The organism is Kitasatospora sp. NPDC059599, from assembly GCF_042735125.1.
Taxonomy (GTDB): domain Bacteria; phylum Actinomycetota; class Actinomycetes; order Streptomycetales; family Streptomycetaceae; genus Kitasatospora.
Window position 1 is genome coordinate 1 of record NZ_JBHWCL010000110.1, and the last position, 20,426, is coordinate 20,426.

Annotated in this window: 16 protein-coding genes and 2 pseudogenes; 12 read left to right on the forward strand and 6 right to left on the reverse strand. The window is 74.5% G+C overall.

Annotated elements, in window-relative coordinates:
- Positions 1–18: 18 nt before the first annotated feature.
- Both ACFV04_RS30550 and ACFV04_RS30555 read right to left on the reverse strand, forming a co-directional pair.
- On the reverse strand, positions 19–240 hold the full coding sequence (locus tag ACFV04_RS30550) for an acyl-CoA carboxylase subunit epsilon (RefSeq protein ID WP_380343973.1): 222 nt from the start codon (positions 238–240) through the stop codon (positions 19–21).
- Between the two features lie 28 nt (positions 241–268).
- The gene (locus ACFV04_RS30555) at positions 269–1,858 is read right to left on the reverse strand and encodes an acyl-CoA carboxylase subunit beta (protein ID WP_360265284.1); all 1,590 of its coding nucleotides are present in this window, start codon (positions 1,856–1,858) and stop codon (positions 269–271) included.
- A gap of 240 nt (positions 1,859–2,098) precedes the next feature.
- Between ACFV04_RS30555 and ACFV04_RS30560 the strand changes: the two genes are divergently transcribed.
- From ACFV04_RS30560 to ACFV04_RS30575, 4 genes and pseudogenes are all read left to right on the forward strand, one after another.
- Complete coding sequence (locus tag ACFV04_RS30560; RefSeq protein ID WP_380533914.1) at positions 2,099–2,992, forward strand: biotin--[acetyl-CoA-carboxylase] ligase; 894 nt, start codon at positions 2,099–2,101, stop codon at positions 2,990–2,992.
- Positions 2,993–3,165: 173 nt separating this feature from the next.
- Complete coding sequence (locus ACFV04_RS30565) at positions 3,166–4,290, forward strand: adenylate/guanylate cyclase domain-containing protein (RefSeq protein ID WP_380533916.1); 1,125 nt, start codon at positions 3,166–3,168, stop codon at positions 4,288–4,290.
- Positions 4,291–4,642: 352 nt separating this feature from the next.
- A pseudogene (locus ACFV04_RS30570) lies at positions 4,643–5,776 on the forward strand (diguanylate cyclase domain-containing protein); the annotation flags it as partial.
- An 879-nt stretch (positions 5,777–6,655) separates the two neighbouring features.
- A complete protein-coding gene (locus ACFV04_RS30575) occupies positions 6,656–7,009 on the forward strand; it encodes a hypothetical protein (RefSeq protein ID WP_380343965.1) in 354 nt (117 codons plus the stop codon).
- On the opposite strand, the gene ACFV04_RS30580 is transcribed toward ACFV04_RS30575, so the two are convergent.
- Complete coding sequence (locus ACFV04_RS30580; protein WP_380533935.1) at positions 6,981–7,379, reverse strand: TetR-like C-terminal domain-containing protein; 399 nt, start codon at positions 7,377–7,379, stop codon at positions 6,981–6,983. The two genes, ACFV04_RS30575 and ACFV04_RS30580, sit on opposite strands and share 29 nt — an antisense overlap.
- Between ACFV04_RS30580 and ACFV04_RS30585 the strand changes: the two are divergent.
- Positions 7,263–8,147 (forward strand): annotated as a pseudogene (locus tag ACFV04_RS30585) (macrolide family glycosyltransferase); the annotation flags it as partial. The gene ACFV04_RS30580 and the pseudogene ACFV04_RS30585 overlap by 117 nt on opposite strands.
- A 155-nt stretch (positions 8,148–8,302) precedes the next feature.
- Complete coding sequence (gene hutH, locus ACFV04_RS30590; protein ID WP_360265344.1) at positions 8,303–9,880, forward strand: histidine ammonia-lyase; 1,578 nt, start codon at positions 8,303–8,305, stop codon at positions 9,878–9,880.
- Between the two features lie 28 nt (positions 9,881–9,908).
- On the opposite strand, the gene ACFV04_RS30595 is transcribed toward hutH, so the two are convergent.
- Positions 9,909–10,331 (reverse strand): hypothetical protein, encoded by a 423-nt coding sequence (locus tag ACFV04_RS30595; RefSeq protein ID WP_380533918.1) that lies wholly within the window; start codon positions 10,329–10,331, stop codon positions 9,909–9,911.
- Positions 10,332–10,682: 351 nt separating this feature from the next.
- Between ACFV04_RS30595 and ACFV04_RS30600 the strand changes: the two genes are divergently transcribed.
- Complete coding sequence (locus ACFV04_RS30600; protein ID WP_380343958.1) at positions 10,683–11,552, forward strand: MurR/RpiR family transcriptional regulator; 870 nt, start codon at positions 10,683–10,685, stop codon at positions 11,550–11,552.
- A gap of 91 nt (positions 11,553–11,643) precedes the next feature.
- The gene (locus ACFV04_RS30605; protein ID WP_360265358.1) at positions 11,644–11,964 is read left to right on the forward strand and encodes a hypothetical protein; all 321 of its coding nucleotides are present in this window, start codon (positions 11,644–11,646) and stop codon (positions 11,962–11,964) included.
- Between the two features lies 1 nt (position 11,965).
- Here the strand turns inward: ACFV04_RS30605 and ACFV04_RS30610 are convergent, their stop codons facing one another.
- Positions 11,966–12,538 (reverse strand): Uma2 family endonuclease, encoded by a 573-nt coding sequence (locus ACFV04_RS30610; protein WP_380533921.1) that lies wholly within the window; start codon positions 12,536–12,538, stop codon positions 11,966–11,968.
- A 192-nt stretch (positions 12,539–12,730) separates the two neighbouring features.
- Between ACFV04_RS30610 and hutU the strand changes: the two genes are divergently transcribed.
- From hutU to hutI, 4 genes are all read left to right on the forward strand, one after another.
- The gene (gene hutU, locus ACFV04_RS30615) at positions 12,731–14,398 is read left to right on the forward strand and encodes a urocanate hydratase (RefSeq protein ID WP_380343952.1); all 1,668 of its coding nucleotides are present in this window, start codon (positions 12,731–12,733) and stop codon (positions 14,396–14,398) included.
- Positions 14,399–14,418: 20 nt separating this feature from the next.
- Positions 14,419–15,600: an allantoate amidohydrolase gene (locus ACFV04_RS30620; RefSeq protein WP_380344034.1), complete on the forward strand. Its 1,182-nt coding sequence runs from the start codon at positions 14,419–14,421 to the stop codon at positions 15,598–15,600.
- Positions 15,597–16,949: a formimidoylglutamate deiminase gene (locus ACFV04_RS30625; protein ID WP_380344032.1), complete on the forward strand. Its 1,353-nt coding sequence runs from the start codon at positions 15,597–15,599 to the stop codon at positions 16,947–16,949. The genes ACFV04_RS30620 and ACFV04_RS30625 overlap by 4 nt, the downstream gene beginning before the upstream one ends.
- A gap of 74 nt (positions 16,950–17,023) precedes the next feature.
- Positions 17,024–18,190 carry an imidazolonepropionase gene (gene hutI / locus ACFV04_RS30630; RefSeq protein WP_380343949.1) on the forward strand — a complete coding sequence of 389 codons (1,167 nt, stop codon included), beginning with the start codon at positions 17,024–17,026 and terminating at the stop codon, positions 18,188–18,190.
- A gap of 93 nt (positions 18,191–18,283) precedes the next feature.
- Here hutI and ACFV04_RS30635 read toward each other — a convergent pair whose 3' ends face one another.
- Positions 18,284–20,377, reverse strand: a complete 2,094-nt coding sequence (locus ACFV04_RS30635) for a prolyl oligopeptidase family serine peptidase (protein ID WP_380533923.1) — start codon at positions 20,375–20,377, stop codon at positions 18,284–18,286.
- Positions 20,378–20,426: the final 49 nt, after the last annotated feature.

Here is a 20,426-nt window from a genome sequence, read left to right on the forward strand (position 1 = left end):
GTCCCGCTCCGTGCCGCCTCAGCGTGCCCAGCCGGACGTCCGCCAGGCGTTGAGGCCCGGGTGGACGGCGGGGCGGAGCAGGCGGGAGCGGTCGTTCCAGGGGGATGCCGGGCCGTCGCCGGCCCGGCGCGCCGCCTCGGCGGCGGCCTGCGCGGCGGCGGCCCGGGCCTGGACCACCGCCAGAACGGTGGCCAGCTCCTCGGGGGTCGGCTGCCCGTGCAGCACGTGGATCGGGGACATGGCTGGTTCTCTCCCGACGGGGACGGGTCTACAGGGGGATGTTGCCGTGCTTCTTCGGCGGCAGCACCTCGCGCTTGCCGCGCAGCGCCCGCAGGCCCCGGACGATGTGCCGACGGGTCTCGCTCGGCGCGATGACCGCGTCGACGTAGCCGCGCTCGGCCGCCAGGTACGGGTTCAGCAGGGTGTCCTCGTACGAGGCGATCAGCTCGGCCCGCTTCGCCTCGGCGTTGCCGGCCGCCTCGGCCTCGGCGATCTCCCGGCGGTGCAGGATGTTGACCGCGCCCTGCGCGCCCATCACGGCGATCTGGGCGGTCGGCCAGGCCAGGTTGAGGTCGGCGCCGAGGTGCTTGGAGCCCATGACGTCGTACGCGCCGCCGAAGGCCTTGCGGGTGATCACGGTGATCAGCGGGACGGTGGCCTCGGCGTAGGCGTAGATCAGCTTGGCGCCGCGGCGGATGATGCCGTCCCACTCCTGCTCGGTGCCGGGCAGGAAGCCGGGCACGTCCACGAAGGTCAGCACCGGGATGTTGAACGAGTCGCAGGTGCGGATGAAGCGGGCGGCCTTCTCGCTGGCGTTGATGTCCAGGCAGCCGGCCAGGTCCATCGGCTGGTTGCCGACGATGCCGACCGACTGGCCCTCGACCCGGCCGAAACCGGTGATGATGTTGCCGGCGTACAGCGGCTGGGTCTCCAGGAACTCGCCGTCGTCGACGACGTGCTCGATCACCTTGCGCATGTCGTACGGCTGGTTCGCCGAGTCCGGCACGATCGTGTCGAGTTCGAGGTCCTCGTCGGTGACCGTCAGGTCGGCCTGCTCCGGGTACGACGGCGCGTCGCTCAGGTTGTTGGAGGGCAGGTACGAGAGCAGGCTCTTGACGTACTCGACGGCCTCCTTCTCGTCCGCGGCCAGGTAGTGCGCGTTGCCGGACTTGGTGTTGTGGGTGCGCGCGCCGCCCAGCTCCTCCATGCCGACGTCCTCACCGGTGACGGTCTTGATCACGTCCGGGCCGGTGATGAACATGTGCGAGGTCCGGTCCGCCATCACCACGAAGTCGGTGATCGCCGGGGAGTACACCGCGCCGCCCGCGCAGGGGCCCATGATCAGCGAGATCTGCGGGATGACGCCCGAGGCGTGCACGTTGCGGCGGAAGATCTCGCCGTACAGGCCGAGCGAGACCACGCCCTCCTGGATCCGGGCGCCGCCGGAGTCGTTGATGCCGATGACCGGGCAGCCGGTCTTCAGCGCGAAGTCCATCACCTTGACGATCTTCTCGCCGAAGACCTCGCCCAGGGAGCCGCCGAAGACGGTGAAGTCCTGGGCGAAGACCGCGACCTGACGGCCGTCGACGGTGCCGTAGCCGGTCACCACGCCGTCGCCGTACGGGCGGTTCCTCTCCTGGCCGAAGTTGGTCGAGCGGTGCCGGGCGAACTCGTCGAACTCCACGAAGGAGTCCTCGTCCAGCAGCTCGACGACCCGCTCGCGGGCGGTCAGCTTGCCCTTGGCGTGCTGCTTCTCCACGGCCTTGGACGAGCCGGAGTGCACGGCTTCGTCCAGCCTGCGTCGCAGGTCGGCGAGCTTGCCCGCGGTCGTGTGGGGGTCGTACGGCGCCTCGGTCATCCGGTGGCTCTCCCTGATCCTTGGCCGCGACCTGTTCGAGTGCGCGCGGGCCGGGTGGTGGGCCCGCGCATGAGGGCAGGGCGGCGCTACGAACTACCGCTGGGTAGCGTAGCCAGCGCGGAGGGCGATCCGGCACGTCCTGGCGTTATGGCCATCGACACAGTTTTATCGGGGCGCGTTCTGCGGGACGATGGGGCGGCCTACGCCCTGCGGCCGCGCCCACGATCTAGGGTTTCCCCCATGACCGCACCCGACACCCCTCGACGCAGCGGACTGCGCGGCTTCGGCCGCACCGGACCGTCCCCCTGGACCGATCTGGACCGTCCGCCGCTGGACGAGGAGGCGCTGCGCCACGACCTGCTCGTCCCGGGCGGGCTGTGGACCTCCCTCGACGTCGTCACCGAGACCGGCTCCACCAACAGCGACCTCGCCACCCGGGCCAGGGCCGGCGCCGCCCAGGGCGCGGTGCTGGTGGCCGAGGCACAGAGCGCCGCGCGCGGGCGGCTGGACCGCCGGTGGACCGCCCCGGCCCGCTCCGGGCTGTTCCTGTCCGTCCTGCTGCGCCCCGAGGAGGTGCCGGTCGAGCGCTACGGCTGGCTTCCGATCCTGGTCGGGGTGGCCGCGGCGAGCACGCTCGGCCGGGTCGCCGAGGTCGAGGTCGGGCTGAAGTGGCCCAACGACCTGCAGGTGGAGGTGGACGGCGCGGAGCGCAAGATCGGCGGCATCCTCACCGAGCTGTCCGGCGGCGCGGTGGTCGTCGGCCTCGGCCTCAACGTCTCGCTGCGGGCCGACGAGCTGCCCGTCCCCACCGCCGCCTCGCTCGCGCTGGCCGGCGCCACCACCACCGACCGGGGCACCCTGCTGCGGGCCCTGCTGCGTGAACTCGCCGGGCTGTACCGCGAGTGGACGGCCGCCGCCGGCGACCCGCACGCCAGCGACCTGCTGCGCGCCTACGTGGACCGCTGCACCACGCTCGGCCGTCAGGTGAAGGTCCACCTGCCCGGCGACACCGAGCTGTCCGGCGAGGCGGTGGCGGTGGACGGCGACGGCCGGCTGGTGGTCCGCACGCCCGACGGCGCACGCCGGGCGGTCGGTGCGGGCGACGTCGTCCACGTGCGCCCCGAACCCCGCTGAACGGCAGGCTTCACCTCTCCTTGACCCGGGCGGATGCCCCGGATCCGGCGATTCCGTGCGAACATTCCACCTGGCAGCGGTGTGAGGCGCGCCACTGTCCGCCCGGGTGGCGGACGGTGCGCCCGGACAGGTAGGACACGAGGCGAGTGCGGCGACCGCACGGGGACGGACCGGTGGCAGAGGACGGCAGCAGCGGCACGACGGCGGGCAGCGCCGACCCCACGGTCGCGCTCGAACTGGAACGCCTGATCCTGGACGCGCCGCGCCGTTACACGCCGTACCAGGCCGCGCGCGCCGCCGACGTCCCGATGGAGCTGGCCACCCGGTTCTGGCGGGCCATGGGCTTCCCCGACATCGGCCAGTCCCGGGCGCTCACCGACGGCGACGTGATCGCGCTGCGCCGGCTGGCCGGCCTGGTCGAGTCCGGGCTGCTGAGCGAGTCGATGGCGATCCAGGTCGCCCGTTCCACCGGCCAGACCACGGCCCGGCTGGCCGGCTGGCAGATGGACACCTTCCTGGAGAACCTCACCCAGTCCGTCGAGCCCGGACTGACCCGCGCCGACGTCGCGTACCCGCTGGTCGAGCTGCTGCTGCCGGAACTGGAGCAGTTCCTGGTGTACGTCTGGCGCCGCCAGCTGGCCGCCGTCACCGGGCGGGTGGTGCAGGCCGCCGAGGACCACGAGATCACCAGCGGGCGGCTCGCCGTCGGCTTCGCCGACCTGGTCGGCTTCACCCGGCTGTCCCGGCGGCTGGAGGAGGAGGAACTCGGCGAACTCGTCGAGACCTTCGAGAACACCTGCTCCGACCTGATCGCCGGGCAGGGCGGACGGGTGATCAAGACCCTCGGCGACGAGATCCTCTACGTCTCCGAGGACCCGGCGACCGCCGCCGAGATCGCGCTCAGCCTGATCGAGGCGCTCGCCGGGGACGACGCGATCCCGCCGCTGCGGGTCGGCATGGCCTTCGGCACGGTCACCTCACGGATGGGCGACGTCTTCGGCACCACCGTCAACCTGGCCAGCCGGCTCACCTCGATCGCGCCCAAGGACGCGGTGCTGATCGACGGCGAGTTCGCCGCCGCGCTGGAGCAGAACGGCAGTGTCGCCCCGGCCGACTCGGAGGGCCCGGGACTGGCCGAGGCGCTGTCGGCCGCCGCCGGGATGCCCGCCTCCGGGCTGCCGATGCCGGGGCCGGACGTCGGCGCCCGGTTCCACCTGCAGCCGATGTGGCGGCGGCCGGTGCGGGGGCTCGGGCTGGTCGAGCCGTGGCTGCTCACCCGGCGGCTGAAGGCCGAGTAGCACCGTGGCGGCCGCGGGCGGTTCGGCCGCGGGGGTTCGGCTTCGGGCGGTCCGGCGGGCACGCTCCGGCGGCGGCGTTCCCCGTGTCGAACGGTTGAAACCCGTACGGCCCGAGGGTGGTCCATCCGGGCAAACGGGGCATAACCAACCGAAATCGCCATAGTCTTGGTGCAAGCGGCCGGTTGGGTGCGACCGGGCGACGGGGGTCCGGCAGGACCGAGCACGGGAGCGAGGCGAGCCGGTGAGCAGTGAGGCGATCATGACGGACCGCGGCTGCGACTGCGGCGGCTCGCCGCACCGCGACCCGCTGCCCGACCTGCGACTGCAGTCCGTGGTCGAGCTCGCCCAGGACATGGCCGGCGCGCTCACCCCGCTGGAGGCCGTCCGGGCCGCCGCCGGCCGGGCCACCGAGGCCCTCGGCGCCACCATGGCCGCCGTCTCGGTCTGGGACCGCGAATCCGGCCGCCTGCGGGTCCTGGTCAACCACGGCGACCTCGCCCCCGGCGAGGAGGAACTGCCCGAGGACGAGTCCTACCCCGTCGCCGACTTCCCCGAGATCGTCACGTACCTGGAGGAACGCTGGACCACCGGGCGCCTGCCGCGCGCCTGGCTGCAGAGCGCCGAGAACAGCGAACCGCACGCCGGCCACGTGCACCCGACCGCCGGCGCGTACTGCCGGGAACGCGCCGCGGCGCTGCGCCGGCGCGGGCGGGCCTGCTGCGTGGTCGCGCCGATCGTGCTGCACGGGCAGGCCTGGGGCGAGCTGTACCTCGCCCGGTCCGTCGGGGTGCCCGAGTTCACCGAGGCCGACGCCGACTACGCCACCCTGCTCGCCGCCCAGGTCTCGGCCGGACTCGCCCAGACCGAACGCCTCGCAGACCTGCGCAAACTCGCCTTCTCCGACCCGCTCACCGGCCTCGCCAACCGGCGCGCCGTCGATGCCCGGCTGGACAGCGCGCTCGAAACCCACAACCGGGACAACACCGTCGTCTCGCTGGTCGTCTGCGACGTCAACGGGCTGAAACGGGTCAACGACCAGCTCGGCCACGAGATGGGCGACCGGCTGCTGGAACGGTTCGCCCACCAGCTGTCGCTGGCCGCCGCCAAGCTCCCCGGCAGCCTCGCCGCCCGGCTCGGCGGCGACGAGTTCTGCCTGCTCGTGGAGGGCCACAAGGCCGACGAGGTGGTCGCCGCCGCCGAGGAGCTGTGCGCCCGGGCGCTCGCCCTGTCCGAGGGCGAGGGCGTCGCCTGCGGCGTCGCCTCCACCGGGGACTCGATCGGGCCCGTCACCACCCCCGACCGGCTCTTCCGGCTCGCCGACGCCGCCCAGTACCGGGCCAAGGCGGCCCGCGCCGCCCACCCCGTGGTCGCCGGGCGCAGCCACGGCCCCGGCTTCTCGCCCGACCCGACCGTGCTGCTCGCCGACGCCGCCGACCCGCACCACCGGGCCGACGGGCGGCGCGGGCCGAACGGACGGGCCGGTTCGGGCGACCGGCGGCGCTTCCGCGGTGCCGCCCACAGTGCCGACCCGGGCCAGCTGCTCACCGCCGTCCTCACCGCCCTCGACCAGGCCGCCACCGCCCGGGCCGTCCACCCCGCCGACACCCTCGCCAAGCTCGTCGTCGTCGCCGAGACCTCGGCCCGGCTGCTCGACGCCGTCGGCTGGTGGGTCTCCTACGTCCCGCCCGGCTCCCACCTCATGCGCACCGCCCAGCACGCCGTCTACCGGATGACCAGCGGCCCCAGCAGCACCCGCGCCGAGACCCAGCGCGCCCAGATCGAGGCCCCCGACGCGGTCTTCGACCTGCGCCACTACCCGATGACCCGCCGTGCCGCCCGCGGCGGCGCCTTCGCCCTGCGGGCCGGCGCAGCCGGCAACGACCCGGCGGAGGAGGCCATGCTCGTCGTCTCCGGCTACCGCGGCATGGTCGCCGCCGGGGGCCAGAACCCGGCCGGCGGCTGGCTCGTCGAACTCTTCGCCGACGACGCCACCCTGCCGCTCGGCCAGGCCGCCTCCGCCATGCGTGCCCTGGTCGCCGTCGCCCTCGCGGGCGCGGCCTCCCCGCCGGTGGTCTGAGGGACCGCTCCGGGGCGTCCGCGGGGCCCACCCGGCGTGCGCGGCCGCCGTGTTCGTCTGCCATGCTCTTGCCGCACTCACTCGGGGGCGGCTCGTTCGGGGCCGGCCCGGAGGGGCGAGGGGCGGGCCGCCGGACGCTGTCCGGGCGGCCCGGCCGGGCCGTGTGCCGATTCGGTGACCGGGATGTCGCGGGTGGGTCGCGGTCGGCGGCCGGGGGGTGCCCCCGGCGGGTGGGGCGGTGGCATGGTGGATGGCCGGTCGAGCGGTAACGGGAACGGGGGCGGGGTCGTGGGCAGACGGTTGACGGGTGCGGCGGTGGCCGGGGTACTGGTGTTCGGCGGCGGGGTGGCGGTGGCCGCCCCGGCGTCGGCGGCGCCGGTGGTGCGGACGGCACCGGACCGGGCGCCGCAGGTGCGGGACGGCGCGCGGGTGCACCGGATCAGCCAGGTCGCCGGATCCAAGTCGAAGTCGGCGTCCACGTCGGCGTCCAAGTCGAAGCTGAAGAAGAAGGCGAAGCACGGCTTCTTCCACGGGTTCTTCCACGGCCTTCTCGGCTGGCTGGCCACGCTCCTGCTGGTCGGCCTGCTGGCCACCGTCCTGATCGTGCTCTGGGTCAGGCGTTCGCGGTCCCAGGCGGGTTGAGGGCCCGCAGCACGGCGTCGACCAGGCGGTCCGCGTGGTCGTGGGTGAGCGGGCCGAGCCGGTACAGCCAGCGGTAGTAGAGCGGGCCGTAGAGGAGTTCGACGGCCAGGCCGAGGTCGGCGTCGGGGGCGATCCCGGCCGGCCTCGCGGGCGCCGCGCAGGCGGTCGCGGGTGATCTCCAGCAACGGGTCCAGCAAACGGGTGCGGTACTCGGCGTGCAGCGCGGGGTCGTTGAGGATCTCGCCGACGACCGCCCGACCTGGTGCTCTGCGACATCGCCGGCTTCGCGGGCCGGGCCCTCGGTGAGCGGCTGGGCGTGCCGGTCGTGCAGCTGTCGCCCACCTTCGTCGGCTGGGAGGGCTTCGGGCAGGACCTGGCCGAGATGTTCGAGGCGGTCCGGTCCGGACCGGGCGGCGCCGAGCACTACCGCCGCTTCGCCGACTGGCTGGCCGGGGCCGGCGCGGTCCAGCGCGACGTCGACGCCTTCAAGAACCGCCCGGAGCGGGCGATCGCGCTGGTCCCGCGCGCCCTGCAGCCCAACGCCGACCGGGTCGACGAGCAGCGGATCGACTTCGTCGGGCCCTGCTTCGGCGACCGGGCCCACCAGGGGCGGTGGGAACGGCCGGCCGGTGCGGAGAAGGTGCTGCTGGTGTCGCCGGGTTCGGCGTTCACCCACCAGCCGGCGTTCTACCGGGCCTGCGTCCAGGCCTTCGGCGACCTGCCGGGCTGGCACACGGTGCTGCAGATCGGCGCGCACACCGACCCGGCCGAACTCGGCGAAGTGCCGGACACCGTCGAGGTGCACCGCTGGGTGCCGCAGCTGTCGGTGCTCGCCCAGGCGGACGCGTTCGTCACCCACGCGGGCACGGGCGGCTCCAGCGAGGGCCTGTTCCACGCGGTGCCGATGATCGCGGTGCCGCAGGCCACCGACCGGTTCGCCAACGCCGACGCCCTGGTCGGTCTCGGCGTCGCCCGCCGTCTGGACACCGGCGTGGCGACCCCGCAGGCGCTGCGCACGGCCCTGCTGGAGCTGGTCGGCGACCCGGCGGTGGCGGAGCGGCTGCGGGAGCTGTCCGCCGCCGGCCGGGCCGAGGGGGGCGCCGCCCGGGCGGTGGACCTGATCGAGGCGGAGCTGTAGGCCTGAGCCCGGCCCGGGCCTGCCCGGGCCCCGTCCGGCCGAGGCGGGGCGGGCGGGGGTCACGGCGTGCGGCCCGGATCCGGACGGCGGAGAATCCGGATGACGAACACCTGTTGTCATATCTCCATTCACCTGATGTGATGGTGTATATGGATATGCACAGTGCTGTGGCCCCCGACGCTCCGCTGGTCCTGGTCGGCAAGGCCGACGTCAGTGCCGAGGACGTTCTGGCCGTCGCCCGGGGCAACGCCCGGGTCGAGATCGGTCCCGACGCGCAGGCCGAGATGGCGGCCGCCCGTGCGCGGATCGACGCCCTCGCGGCCGAGCCGCGTCCCGTCTACGGCGTGTCGACCGGCTTCGGCGCGCTCGCCGTCCGGCACATCAGCCCCGAGCTGCGCGCGCAGCTGCAGCGGTCGCTGGTGCGCTCGCACGCCGCCGGCATGGGGCCGGCCGTCGAGCGCGAGGTGGTCCGCGCGCTGGTCTTCCTGCGGATGAAGACGCTGGCCTCCGGCCGCACCGGTGTGCGCCCGCTGGTCGCGCAGACCATGGCCGCCCTGCTCAACGCGGGCATCACCCCGGTGGTCCGCGAGTTCGGCTCGCTCGGCTGCTCCGGCGACCTCGCGCCGCTGTCGCACTGCGCGCTGGTCCTGATGGGCGAGGGCACCGCCACCGGCCCGGACGGCGTGGAGAAGCCCGCCGCCGAGCTGCTCGCCGCCGCCGGGATCGAGCCGGTCGAGCTGCTGGAGAAGGAGGGCCTGGCCCTCATCAACGGCACCGACGGCATGCTCGGCATGCTGGTGATGGCCATCGCCGACCTGCAGCGCCTGTTCACCACCGCCGACATCACCGCCGCGATGACCCTGGAGGCGCTGCTCGGCACCGACAAGGTGCTCGCCCCCGAGCTGCACGCCCCGATCCGCCCGCACCCGGGCCAGGCGCTGAGCGCCGCCAACATGCTGGCCGTTCTCAAGGACTCCGGCCTCACCGGCCACCACCAGGACGACGCGCCGCGAGTCCAGGACGCCTACTCGATCCGCTGCGCCCCGCAGGTGGCCGGCGCCGGCCGGGACACCCTGGCCCACGCCCAGTTGGTCGCCTCCCGCGAGCTGGCCGCCTCGGTGGACAACCCGGTGGTGCTGCCGGACGGCCGCGTCGAGTCCAACGGCAACTTCCACGGCGCCCCGGTCGCGTACGTGCTGGACTTCCTCGCCATCGCCGCCGCCGACCTGGGCTCGATCTCCGAGCGTCGCACCGACCGGTTGCTCGACAAGGCCCGCTCGCACGGCCTGCCGGCCTTCCTCGCGGACGACCCGGGCGTGGACTCCGGCCTGATGATCGCCCAGTACACCCAGGCGGCGCTGGTCAGCGAGAACAAGCGGCTCGCCGTCCCGGCCTCGGTCGACTCGATCCCGTCCTCCGCGATGCAGGAGGACCACGTGTCGATGGGCTGGTCGGCCGCGCGCAAGCTGCGCCAGGCCGTCGAGAACCTCGGCCGGATCCTCGCCGTCGAGCTCACCGCCGCCGCCCGCGCGCTGGAGATCCGTCAGCAGGCCGACTCGGCCGGCCGGATCGCCCCGGCCAGCGCGGCCGCGCTGGCCGTCGCCCGGGAGGCGGGGGTCGGCGGCGCCGGCCGCGACCGCTTCCTCTCGCCGGACCTGGAGGCGGCCGCGGCGCTGGTCGCCTCCGGCGAGCTGGTGCGCGCGGTCGAGCAGGTCACCGGCCCGCTGGCCTGACCCGTCCCGGGCGCGGGGCGGCCGGGGCTCAGTCCCAGTCGCCCCGCGGCCGGCGGTCCGCGCGGTTGCGGCGCTCGCCGAACGCGGCGGCGAAGTTGACCCCGACGATGCCCGCCCAGCAGACCAGCAGGCCGCCGAAGCCGCCGTTCGCCGGGTTGGTGGCGATCGCGGTCAGCGGGATGCCGAAGGCCATCGACACCACCGCGAGCCCGTTGCCGGAGCGCTTGCCCCAGCCCAGGCGGCGGGACCGCTGGTGGCGGTCGTGGTACCCGCGCGGCTCCTGGTCGTCCATCCGCTGGGCCACGGAGCGCTCGACCCGCGCGTCCAGGCGGGCGTCGAGACGCTTCATGAAGGAGTCGACGAGCTCGTCCTCGTACTCCTTGCCGAGCTCCTTGCGGGCCTGCAGGGTGGCGTCGAGGTCGCGCCGCAGATCGTCCTGGCGAGTGTCCATGGAGTACAGCGTGGCGCCGACGGGGTGCCCGGTCCATCCGTTCGCGGGGGGAATCCGGGCGGGCTCAGGGACAAATCAGGGTTACCCCGAGCCGTGCGGGGCGGCCGACGGGCCGTCACCCGCCGGGCGCCCCGCGAGCGCGCCCCGGCCGTCCGCGGCCCGGGGCGCGACTCTCCTCCGGCCGTAATTCGGCCGCACTCCGCCCCTTCTCCGACTGTCCGCATACCGATCTTTTCCGTCCGATCCTCGGGACGTCTCACGGAGCGTTCCGCCGTACGAGACGTCTTTGCCAGGCGGGGCCCGCTGCTGCACAGTCGTCGTCCGAACCGCTCGCACCCGGAGGTACCGCTGATGACCGCCCTCGACGAGACCGGCAGCGTCGGCCCCTCCGCCCGGCTGCTCCAGCTGTTCGAGGGTCACCGGCTGACTCCGACCCAGCGCCGGATCGCGCACTCGCTGGTGCGGCACGCCACCGAGGCGCCGTTCCTGTCCAGCGTCGAGGTCGCCGAACTCGCGGGCGTCAGCCAGCCGTCCGTCACCCGGTTCGCGGTCGCGCTCGGGTACGACGGCTACCCGGCGCTGCGCAGGCAGCTGCGCGAGCTCGGCGGGGGAGAGCCCGCCGCGCCGGAGACCCCGGACGACGCGGTGCGCAACGAGCACCAGCAGGCCGTGCTCGCGGAGATCGCCCACCTGCGCCACCTCGCCGAGCTCCTCGCCGACCCGGAACCGATCATCCGGGCCGCCCGGCTGCTCGCCGCCTCCCGCCCGCTGCCGGTGCTCGGCCTGCGGGCCGCCTCGGCGCAGGCCCGTGGCTTCGCCTACTTCGCCGCCAAGGTGCACCCGGACATCCGGCTGCTGGACGAGGGCGGCAGCATGCTCGCCGACCGTCTGGAACAGGCCACCGCGGCCGGGGCCAGCGCGCTGCTCTGCTTCGCGCTGCCGCGCTACCCGCGGGAGCTGATGGACGCTCTGGCGGTGGCCCGCGAGTGCGGGCTGACGGTGCTGACCGTCGCCGACAGCGCCTTCGCGCCGGTCGCCAAGCTGTCCGACCTGATGCTGCCGGCCGCCGTCGGCACCGGCCTGGTCTTCGACACCGCGTGCGCGCCGATGATGCTCGGCCGGGTGCTGCTGCAGGCGATGTGCGACGAAATCCCGGGCGCCGAGGCCCGGTTGGAGGCGATCGAGCAGTCGGCGACGGCGCGCGGCCTGTTCCTGGAGTAGCGGCGGGCCGGAACCGGTGCGGCCAGGACCGGGCGTGGCCGGGAATAGTCGTCACGAACCCGGGCATCCCCTACTGCAGGGGGTGCCGCCCATGCGCGTGATCCACGAGATGAAGTTCGTCGCCCGGCTGTCCTCGGGTGCCGACGAATGGTCCTGCCCCGCCTGCGGACGCCGCGTCACCCTGCGGCGGCTGCCTGATCCCGAACTGACCGTCCTCGACCCGGGCGACGAGTCCGCCGTCCACGTCGGCGTCATCGAACCCGACGCCCGCGCCGCCGCGGCCGCCGAGAAGTACGGCCTCGGTCCCGTCCAGGACGTCCCCCGGCCGCCGTCCCCGCCGACGCCGGACGCGGACGACCGCCGCTGGCTCGCCGAGATCGGCATCGACTGGGACGGCGGCGCGGCGGCCTGACTCAGCTCCGGGGCGCGTACAGCGGAAGCTCGGAGGTGTCCAACTCGGAGGGCAGCGGCGAGGGCAGCGGGACGTGCTCGCCGTACTTGCCGTGCAGCACGCCCTGGTAGGCGCCGTCGCGGGGGTGGGTGTAGAGCGTCCAGGTGCCCTTGTGCGGGTCCATGGCGAGGAGGAGGGCCACGCCGGCGACGGCGTACCAGTCGGTCTTCGTGGCGACGCTCCTCACGCCTTCCGAGTTGGAGATCACCTCGACGGCCAGGGCGACCTCGTGCGGGTCGGACAACCACTCGTCGTCCTGATCCCAGTCCACGGGGAGGACGATCAGGTCGGGGGTCACGTAGTCCTCGTCGTTGCCCGGCATGCCGATGGACGACACCTCGTAGGAGCCGAGGTCGGCCGGCAGCTTCGGATCCAGCTGGATGCGCAGCCGTCGCACGGTTCCCGCGTGCTTGCCGCGAGGCGGCGGGGACATCACCAGGGCTCCTCCGATGATCTGGACGCGAAGCCCCGTGCTCTGCTCGATCTGCTCCGCCGCGTCCCGGAGTCTGCCGGGCCGCACGGTGATGGCCGGCATGGTGCCCTCCGCTCCCTGGTACTGGGCCGAGTGGCTGGTGTTCGCCGGGTTCAGGCTAGCGCCCGGAGCCGGTCGGCGGCACGGTTGATCGGATGGGACCGATCGGTTTCGGGGTCTGGTCGAAAGCCCGTTGTTTAGTTATATTCAGTCGAGCAAGGCTTGAATGAATCCATCCGCAGGGAGGCCGGGACTATGGTGCAGCAGGCGAGCGGTCCGCGCGAGGTTCGCGCGGCGCGCGGAACGGCGCTCACGACGCAGGGGTGGCAGCAGGAGGCCGCCCTGCGGATGCTGATGAACAACCTCGACCCCGAGGTGGCCGAGCACCCGTCGAAGCTGGTCGTGTACGGCGGCACCGGCAAGGCCGCGCGGGACTGGCGCTCCTTCGACGCCATGGTGAAGACGCTGCAGGGCCTGAAGCAGGACGAGACCATGCTGGTCCAGTCCGGCCGCCCGGTCGGCGTGATGCAGACCCACGAGTGGGCGCCGCGCGTGCTCATCGCCAACTCCAACCTGGTCGGCGACTGGGCCAACTGGGAGGAGTTCCGCCGGCTGGAGAGCCTCGGGCTCACCATGTACGGCCAGATGACCGCCGGCTCCTGGATCTACATCGGCACCCAGGGCATCCTCCAGGGCACCTACGAGACCTTCGCCGCCGTCGCCAACAAGCGCTACAACGGCACGCTGGAGGGCACCATCACCCTCACCGCCGGCCTCGGCGGGATGGGCGGCGCCCAGCCGCTGGCCGTCACCATGAACGGCGGCGTGGCGATCTGCATCGACTGCGACCCGTCCCGGATCTCCCGCCGGATCGAGCACCGCTACCTGGACGTCGAGGCCAAGGACCTCAGCCACGCGCTGGAGCTGGCCACCGCCGCCCGCGACAAGAAGCAGCCGCTGTCCATCGGCCTGCTGGGCAACGCCGCCGAGCTCTTCCCGCAGCTGCTCGCGATGGACGCGCCGATCGACATCGTCACCGACCAGACCAGCGCCCACGACCCGCTGAGCTACCTGCCGATCGGCGTCTCCTTCGACGACATGGCCACCTACGCGGCCGAGAAGCCCGCCGAGTTCACCACCCGCTCGCGCGAGTCGATGGCCAAGCACGTCGAGGCCATGGTCGGCTTCCTGGACCGCGGCGCCGAGGTCTTCGACTACGGCAACTCGATCCGCGGCGAGGCCCAGCTGGCCGGCTACGACCGCGCCTTCGCCTTCCCCGGCTTCGTCCCCGCCTACATCCGCCCGCTGTTCTGCGAGGGCAAGGGCCCGTTCCGCTGGGCGGCCCTGTCCGGCGACCCGCAGGACATCCACAAGACCGACAAGGCCGTGCTCGACCTCTTCCCGGAGAACGAGTCGCTGCACCGCTGGATCAAGATGGCCCAGGAGAAGGTGCACTTCCAGGGCCTGCCCGCGCGCATCTGCTGGCTCGGCTACGGCGAGCGCGACAAGGCCGGCGAGCGCTTCAACGACATGGTCGCCTCCGGCGAGCTGTCCGCGCCGCTCGTCATCGGCCGTGACCACCTCGACTGCGGCTCGGTCGCCTCCCCGTACCGGGAGACCGAGGCGATGCTGGACGGCTCCGACGCGATCGCCGACTGGCCGCTGCTCAACGCCATGGTCAACGTCGCCTCCGGCGCCTCCTGGGTCTCCATCCACCACGGCGGCGGCGTCGGCATCGGCCGCTCCATCCACGCCGGCCAGGTCACCGTCGCCGACGGCACCGCGCTGGCCGGGGAGAAGATCCGCCGGGTGCTCACCAACGACCCGGGCATGGGCGTCATCCGGCACGTGGACGCCGGCTACGACCGCGCCGACGAGGTCGCCGCCGAGCGCGGGGTGCGCGTCCCGATGGGTGAGCTGTGACAGCACCTTCGTTCGAAGAGATGTGGGCGGAGCTGCTCCCCGTGGGCCGCTCCGCCGCCTCCGGCGGCTACCGCCGCTTCGCCTGGAACTCCGCAGACGCCGAGTGCCGCGCCTGGTTCGAGCAGCAGGCCCGCAGCCGCGGCCTGACGTACGAACTGGACCGCAACGGCAACCAGTGGGCCTGGCTGGGCGACCCGCAGGCCGGCGGGGCCGTCGTCACCGGCTCGCACCTGGACTCCGTCCCGGACGGCGGCGCCTTCGACGGCCCGCTCGGGGTGGTCTCCTCCTTCGCCGCGCTGGACGAACTCCGCGCCCGGGGAACCGAGTTCACCCGGCCGCTGGCGATCGTCAACTTCGGCGACGAGGAGGGCGCCCGGTTCGGCGTGGCCTGCATCGGCTCCCGGCTGACCGCCGGGGTGCTCTCCCGCGAGGCCGCGTACGACCTGCGCGACGCCACCGGCGTCCGGCTGCCCGACGCGATGGAGAAGGCCGGCTACGACCCGACCGCCATCGGCGCGGACGACGACCGGCTGGCCCGGGTCGGCGCCTTCGTCGAACTCCACGTCGAACAGGGCCGCTACCTCGCCGAGGGGCAGCCGGTCGGCGTGGCCGGCGCGATCTGGCCGCACGGCCGCTGGCGGTTCGACTTCCACGGGGAGGCCAACCACGCCGGCACCACCCGGATCGAGGACCGCCGCGACCCGATGCTGACCTACGCCAACACCGTGCTCGCCGCCCGCAAGAAGGCGAAGCACGCGGGCGCCCTCGCCACCTTCGGCAAGGTCGCGGTCGAGCCCAACGGCACCAACGCGATCGCCTCGCTGGTCCGCGGCTGGCTCGACTCCCGGGCGGCCGACGAGCGCACGCTCACCGAACTGGTCGCCGAGATCGAGCGGGCCGCCGCCGAGCGCGGCGAGCGCGACGGCGTCCGGGTCGAGCTGACCCGCGAGTCCTACACCCCGGTGGTGGAGTTCGACGGTCCGCTGCGCGACCGGCTCGCCAAGCTCCTGGACGCCCCGGTGCTGCCCACCGGCGCGGGACACGACGCCGGGATCCTGGCCTCCGCGATCCCGACCGCCATGCTGTTCGTGCGCAACCCCAGCGGCGTCTCGCACTCCCCGGCCGAACACGCCGAGGTGGCCGACTGCCTGGCCGGGGTCACCGCCCTCGCCGACGTACTGGAGGACCTGGCGTGTCAGTGACCGCAGTGAGCTACTGGGCGCCCTACGCCTGGCTGCCGCACCCCAACGGGCCGGTGGTCGAGCGGGACGTGCTGATCGCCACCGGCCCCGGCGGCCTGATCACCGCGGTGACGCCGGACAGCGGGCCCTGCCCGTCCGGCGCCGTCCGCCTCGAAGGGCTGCTGCTGCCCGGCCAGGCGAACGCCCACTCGCACGCCTTCCACCGGGCGCTGCGCGGGCACGTGCAGGTCGGCTCCGGCACCTTCTGGACCTGGCGCGACACCATGTACCGGTTCGCCGGCGTGCTCGACCCGGACAGCTACCTGGAGCTCGCCACCGCCGTCTACGCCGAGATGGCGCTGGCCGGGATCACCGCCGTCGGCGAGTTCCACTACCTGCACCACGCGCCCGGCGGCGCCCGCTACACCGACCCGAACGCGATGGGCGAGGCGCTGATCGAGGCCGCCGCCCGGGCCGGCATCCGGATCACCCTGCTGGACACCTGCTACCTGTCCGCCGGCTTCGGCGCCGAGCCGACCAGGCCGCAACAGCGGTTCAGCGACGGCGACGCGCAGGCCTGGGCCGAGCGGGCGGACGCGCTCAAGCCGCGCGAGCACGCCCGGATCGGCGCCGCCATCCACTCGGTCCGGGCCGTCCCGGCCGAGCAGCTGGGCACCGTCGCGCAGTGGTCGCGGACGCGCGGGGCGCCGCTGCACGTCCACCTCTCGGAGCAGACCGCCGAGAACGACGCCTGCCTCGCCGCACACGGCGTCACCCCGACCCGGCTGCTCGCCGAGCACGGCGCGCTCGGCCCGCTCACCTCGGCCGTGCACGCCACCCACCTCACCGACGAGGACGTCAAGCTCCTCACCGACTCCTCCACGACCGTCTGCATGTGCCCCACCACCGAGCGGGACCTCGCGGACGGCATCGGCCCGGCCCGCCGGCTCGCCTCGGCGGGCTGCCCGATCACCCTGGGCAGCGACAGCCACGCGGTCATCGACCCGTTCGAGGAGGCCCGCGCCCTGGAGCTGGACGAGCGGCTGCGCACCCGCACCCGCGGCCACTGGACGGCGGGCGCCCTGCTGCGGGCCGGCACCGAGGACGGGCACGCCTCGCTCGGCTGGCCGGAGGCCGGGCGGATCGAGGCCGGGGCGCTCGCCGACTTCACGGTGATCGCGCTGGACTCGGTCCGCACCGCGGGCCCGCCGCCCCGGCTCGGCGCCGAGATCGCGGTCTTCGCGGCCTCGGCGGCGGACGTGCGGCACGTCGTGGTCGGCGGCCGGCACGTCGTCCGGGACGGTGCGCACCAGCTGGTGGCCGACGTCCCGGGCGCGCTGCGGTCCGCCATCGGCGCGCTGGACTGCTGACCCCGCCGACCCCCGCGGCGGGACCCCCGCCCGCCGCAGGAACCCCCGTCCAACCCCCTTCGGAAGGCCTTGTCTTGAGCACCTTGATCACGGGCATCGGCAGCCTGGTCACCAACGACCCCGGGCGGGGCACCGGGCCGCTCGGCCTGCTGACCGACGCGGCCGTGGTGCTGGACGGCGCCACCGTCGCGTGGGTCGGCCCGGCGGACCGGGCCCCGGCCGCGGACGAGCGCGTCGACGCCGCGGGCCGGGCCCTGCTGCCCGGCTTCGTCGACTCGCACGCCCACCTGGTGTTCGCGGGGGACCGCACCGCCGAGTTCAACGCCCGGATGTCCGGGCAGGCGTACACGGCGGGCGGGATCCGCACCACGGTGGCGGCCACCCGGGCCGCGACCGACGCCGAACTGGACGCCAACCTGGACCGGTTCGTCCGGGAGGCGCTGCGCCAGGGCACCACCACCATCGAGTGCAAGTCCGGCTACGGGCTGACGGTGGAGGACGAGGCCCGGGCGCTGCGGATCGCCTCCCGGCACACCCCGGAGACCACCTACCTGGGCGCGCACGTGGTCGCCCCCGAGTACGCCGAGGACCCGGCCGGGTACGTCGACCTGGTCACCGGCGAGATGCTGGACGCCTGCGCCCCGCACGCCCGGTGGGTGGACGTCTTCTGCGAGAAGGGCGCCTTCGACGGCGACCAGGCACGGGCGGTCCTGACCGCCGGCATCGAGCGCGGGCTCACCCCGCGGGTGCACGCCAACCAGCTCACGTACGGTCCCGGCGTGCAGCTCGCCGTCGAGCTGGGGGCCGCCTCGGCGGACCACTGCACCCACCTCACGGACGAGGACGTGGCGGCGCTGGCCGGCTCGGGGACGGTCGCGACCCTGCTGCCGGGGGCGGAGTTCTCCACCCGGGCCGAGTACCCGAGCGGGCGTCGGCTGCTGGACGCGGGGGCCGTGGTGGCGCTGTCCACCGACTGCAACCCGGGTTCCAGCTTCACGAGTTCGATGGCATTCTGCATCGCGGTCGCGGTGCGGGAGATGGGGATGACGCCGGACGAGGCGGTCTGGGCGGCCACCGCGGGCGGCGCCCGCGCGCTGCGCCGCACCGACGTCGGCGTGGTCGCCCCCGGCGCCCGGGCCGACCTGCTGCTGCTCGACGCGCCCTCGCACGTCCACCTGGCCTACCGGCCGGGCGTGCCGCTGACGGCCGCGGTCTGGCGCGCGGGTGTCCGCGAGGTCTGACCGACGGTCTGCGGGAGGCTCCCGCGCCCCCGGGGTGGCGGGCGCGGGAGCCTTCTGCCACGTCTTCGCGTCCGGCCGGGCAGGTGCTTCCCGCTACGCCGGCGTCCGCGGCGCGGGGCCCAGGGAGCGCCGCAGGAAGTCCAGTTCGTGGCCCAGCAGGTTCTCCACCACCGCCTCGTCGCCCGGCCGGTGCCCGGTGGCGGCGAGCGGGAGGACCTCGTGCGGGCGGCCCGCGGCGAGCAGGGCCCGGGAGAGCCGCAGGGCGTGCGCGGGGAAGACGTTGTCGTCGGCGAGGCCCTGGACCAGCAGCAGCGGCCGGCGCAGGCCGGGCGCCGCGGTGATCAGCGAACCCTCGTCGTAGTGCGCGGGGTGCTCGTCGGGGTGGCCGAGGAAGCGTTCCTGCCAGTGGGTGTCGTAGGTGCGCCAGTCGGTGGGGGCGGCCCCGGCCGAGGCCGCGTGGAAGACGTCCGGGCGGTGCAGGACGGCGTAGGCGGCGAGGTACCCCCCGAAGGACCAGCCGCGGATGCCGACCCGGCCGGTGTCGAGCAGCCCGGGCCGTAGCCGGTCGGTCTCCCGCAGGGCCTCGATCTGGTCCTCCAGCACCGGGCCGGCCTTGTCGCCGTACACCGCCTTCTCCCAGCGCGGCCCGCGCCCGGGGGTGCCGCGGCCGTCCACGACGAGGACCGCGAAGCCCTGGTCGGCGAACCACTGCGAGACCAGGTCCCACCAGAGGCCGCCGGAGGTGGCCTTCTGCATTGCGGGCCCGCCGTACGGGTCGAGCAGGACGGGCAGCGGGCCGGCGCCGGGGCGGTGGCCGGTGGGCAGGAAGAGCGAGGCGCGCAGTTCGCGCGGGCCGAGCCGGAGCAGTTCGGGCCGGGCGGCGGACGCGGGCGGCCGGGCGTGCGAGACGAGCGGGAGCTCCGGACGGCCCTCGCGCAGGACGGTGCTGCGACCGGCGGGGTGGCCGTCGGCCCGGGTGGTGAGTACCAGCGTGCCGCCGTTCCGTACGCCGGTGTGCAGACCGGGGCCGCTGCTCAGCCGACGGAGGCCGGCGTCCGGCCGGTACGTCCAGAGGTGGGTCTCGGTGGGCTCGTCGGAGGCGGTGAACAGCACCTGCTCGCCGTCGGTGCCGAGCACCTCGCGCAGCTGCAGCCCGGCCGGGGTGACCGGCTCGCCGTCGACGGTCAGGTGCCGGGTGTCGCCCAGGTCGGCGGAGCCGACCAGCGCGCCGGCGGCGGTGCGGGCCGGCAGGCCGGGGAGGAGTTCGACCCAGTGCTCGTCGCGCTGCTCGGCGAGCACCCGGGTGGTGCCGTCCGGTCCGACCGCCAGGGTGCGGACGGTGCGCTGGTCGCGGCTCTGCACGGCGGCGTACGGGCCGTGGGCGTCCCAGCCGGCGGCGGTGAGGTACTCGAAGGCGGTGCGGTCCCAGCGGACCTCGGTGCGGCTGCCGTCGAGGCCGAGCAGCCACAGCGAGACGTCGGCGTTGGCGGTGCCGGCCAGTGGGTAGCGCAGGGCGCGCGGCGGGCGGTGCGGGTCGGAGGGGTCGGCCACGAAGACCCGGGTGACCGGGCGTTCGTCGACCCGGGCGACGAGCAGCGCGGTGCCGTCGGGGGACCACCAGTGGCCGCGGGTGCGGTACATCTCCTCGGCGGCGACGTACTCGGCGAGGCCGTAGGAGACGTCCTCGGCCTCGGGTTCGGCGAGTGCCCGGTCGTCGGTGCCGTCGACGGAGACCACCCGCAGGGCGCCGGCCGTGACGTAGGCGATCCGGCGGCCGGTCGGGTCCGGACGGGGGTCCTGCGGCGGCCCGGGGACGGCGGTCGGGACGGCGCGGACGGCGGCCTCGGCGGGGCCGTCGGCGGGGGCCGTGGTGTCGGCCGTGGTGCCGGCCGTGGTGTCGGCGATCCACAGGGCGCTGCCCAGGGTGAAGGCGGCGAGCCGGCCGGTGGCGTCGGTGTCGTACGCGGTGATGCCGCCGTCGGCGCCGAGGGCGGCCGGGTCGGCGACCACCCGTTCCGCGCCGGTGGCGGTGTCCAGGGCCCAGAGGCAGTCCAGTGGATCGGTGCCGCCGCGGCTGCGCAGGAACAGGACGGTGGTGCCGTCGGCGCTCGGTCGCGGCCGGGTGGGGGCGCCGAGGGTGAACCGCCGGGTCCGGGCGAGGCTGCGGGGCAGGGAGTCGGTGGGCATGCTGCACGGTAGGCAGAAAACGGCCGGGGCCGCCGTGGATCTCAGGAAT

Bases quoted from the DNA above. Each gene is read 5' to 3' on its own strand.
- ACFV04_RS30550 (WP_380343973.1), bottom strand. From the start codon at position 240: ATGTCCCCGATCCACGTGCTGCACGGGCAGCCGACCCCCGAGGAGCTG.
- ACFV04_RS30555 (WP_360265284.1), bottom strand. From the start codon at position 1,858: ATGACCGAGGCGCCGTACGACCCCCACACGACCGCGGGCAAGCTCGCC.
- ACFV04_RS30560 (WP_380533914.1), top strand. From the start codon at position 2,099: ATGACCGCACCCGACACCCCTCGACGCAGCGGACTGCGCGGCTTCGGC.
- hutH (WP_360265344.1), top strand. From the start codon at position 8,303: ATGCACAGTGCTGTGGCCCCCGACGCTCCGCTGGTCCTGGTCGGCAAG.
- ACFV04_RS30595 (WP_380533918.1), bottom strand. From the start codon at position 10,331: ATGGACACTCGCCAGGACGATCTGCGGCGCGACCTCGACGCCACCCTG.
- ACFV04_RS30600 (WP_380343958.1), top strand. From the start codon at position 10,683: ATGACCGCCCTCGACGAGACCGGCAGCGTCGGCCCCTCCGCCCGGCTG.
- ACFV04_RS30605 (WP_360265358.1), top strand. From the start codon at position 11,644: ATGCGCGTGATCCACGAGATGAAGTTCGTCGCCCGGCTGTCCTCGGGT.
- ACFV04_RS30610 (WP_380533921.1), bottom strand. From the start codon at position 12,538: ATGCCGGCCATCACCGTGCGGCCCGGCAGACTCCGGGACGCGGCGGAG.
- hutU (WP_380343952.1), top strand. From the start codon at position 12,731: ATGGTGCAGCAGGCGAGCGGTCCGCGCGAGGTTCGCGCGGCGCGCGGA.
- ACFV04_RS30620 (WP_380344034.1), top strand. From the start codon at position 14,419: ATGTGGGCGGAGCTGCTCCCCGTGGGCCGCTCCGCCGCCTCCGGCGGC.
- ACFV04_RS30635 (WP_380533923.1), bottom strand. From the start codon at position 20,377: ATGCCCACCGACTCCCTGCCCCGCAGCCTCGCCCGGACCCGGCGGTTC.